Genomic DNA, 1,065 nt, shown 5'->3' with positions numbered 1-1,065 from the left:
TTTGTACATCTTCGTCAGTAACATTTTTTGCTTCACGCTGTATCTGACTTTCAGAAGGGTTTAGATTTCCTTTTTCTGCAAGGTTTTCTTCAGCAACCTGCCTTTTGTAAGTCTGCTTTGCACGCTTTACACCCGGCAAGCCCTGCTTTGCTTTTTTGAGCTGTGCAGCAGTCAGACCGCTTGTTTTGCTTTTTGTTACCTGAATGAAGCCGCCTTTGCTGACATGCACAGCGCCGGCCGGCAAGCTGGCTGTTATCTTGTTGACGTAAAGCTCATATACTTCAGAGTCAGCGCCAAAAGCGTTATAAACTGCTTTGATATCTTTGTTTAGGGTATCGGCTGCCCTGTATGCAGCTGTTGATTTGTACTTTGCCATTGTTCAGTGTCCTTTCGTATTATATTTGCAAGTTCAATGAAACGCTCCGGCTGTTCCCGGATAATTTCTTTTACTTTTTGCTTTAGTTCGATTATACCATAGAAACACCCAAAATACTCCATGCTTTCACGCTTGAAACTGAAAATTTCACCATCTTCAATATAAGGTATGTAAAGTCTGTACCATATATCTTTCATAATAAAGCCTTTTGACTTGTAGCTGCTCAGATCTTCATCAATCATTATGCCCAGTTTGTTAAACATGTATGATTTATACTGGTCTGTTTTCATGCGGTCAATTTTTGTGTTGTATAAGCCTTTAAGTATCATAAAAATATATCTCCTTTGCCAGCTCCTGCATTTCAAGTGTTGTCTCGCAAAGCGCCTTTGCCTGCTTTGTCATATTCGTTTTTATTGTTTGTGCCTTTTGGCAAAATGTCTGCATATTTTTCAAATGCTTTGCTGCAAGATAAACTGCTTCAGCTGAATATACATTCGGATTGCAGCTCATTTCTTCAAGGGTTTCAATAACTTTCCATAGTGGCATCATATTAAATCACCTGCCTTTATCTGCTGGCCTGTAACAAGTCGGCCGTTGCTGTATTCGAGATCAATTATCTGTTCTTCATTTTCAGGATAATTCATTTTTCTAAGATCATATATCCGAGGGCAGCCAGGCTGATATTTCCA

At 39.5% G+C, this 1,065-nt stretch carries 3 protein-coding genes; all 3 read right to left on the bottom strand.

The window, feature by feature from the left end; translation table 11 throughout:
• A partial coding sequence (locus tag ACKI5B_RS02540; protein WP_407425517.1) for a hypothetical protein occupies window positions 1-376 on the bottom strand: 376 nt, incomplete at its 3' end.
• Window positions 328-705, bottom strand: a complete 378-nt coding sequence (locus tag ACKI5B_RS02535) for a hypothetical protein (RefSeq protein ID WP_407425515.1) — start codon at window positions 703-705, stop codon at window positions 328-330. The genes ACKI5B_RS02540 and ACKI5B_RS02535, both read right to left, overlap by 49 nt.
• Window positions 695-925: a hypothetical protein gene (locus ACKI5B_RS02530; RefSeq protein WP_407425513.1), complete on the bottom strand. Its 231-nt coding sequence runs from the start codon at window positions 923-925 to the stop codon at window positions 695-697. Before ACKI5B_RS02530 ends, ACKI5B_RS02535 begins: the two co-directional genes overlap by 11 nt.
• Window positions 926-1,065: the final 140 nt, after the last annotated feature.

Origin of the sequence: Treponema sp., assembly GCF_045657965.1 — a bacterium.
Classification (GTDB): Bacteria; Spirochaetota; Spirochaetia; order Treponematales; family Treponemataceae; genus Treponema_D.
The sequence above is the reverse complement of the archived record's forward strand: the minus strand, read 5'-3'. Positions and strand labels throughout refer to the sequence as shown.

Bases quoted from the DNA above. Each gene is read 5' to 3' on its own strand.
- ACKI5B_RS02530 (WP_407425513.1), bottom strand. From the start codon at position 925: ATGATGCCACTATGGAAAGTTATTGAAACCCTTGAAGAAATGAGCTGC.
- ACKI5B_RS02535 (WP_407425515.1), bottom strand. From the start codon at position 705: ATGATACTTAAAGGCTTATACAACACAAAAATTGACCGCATGAAAACA.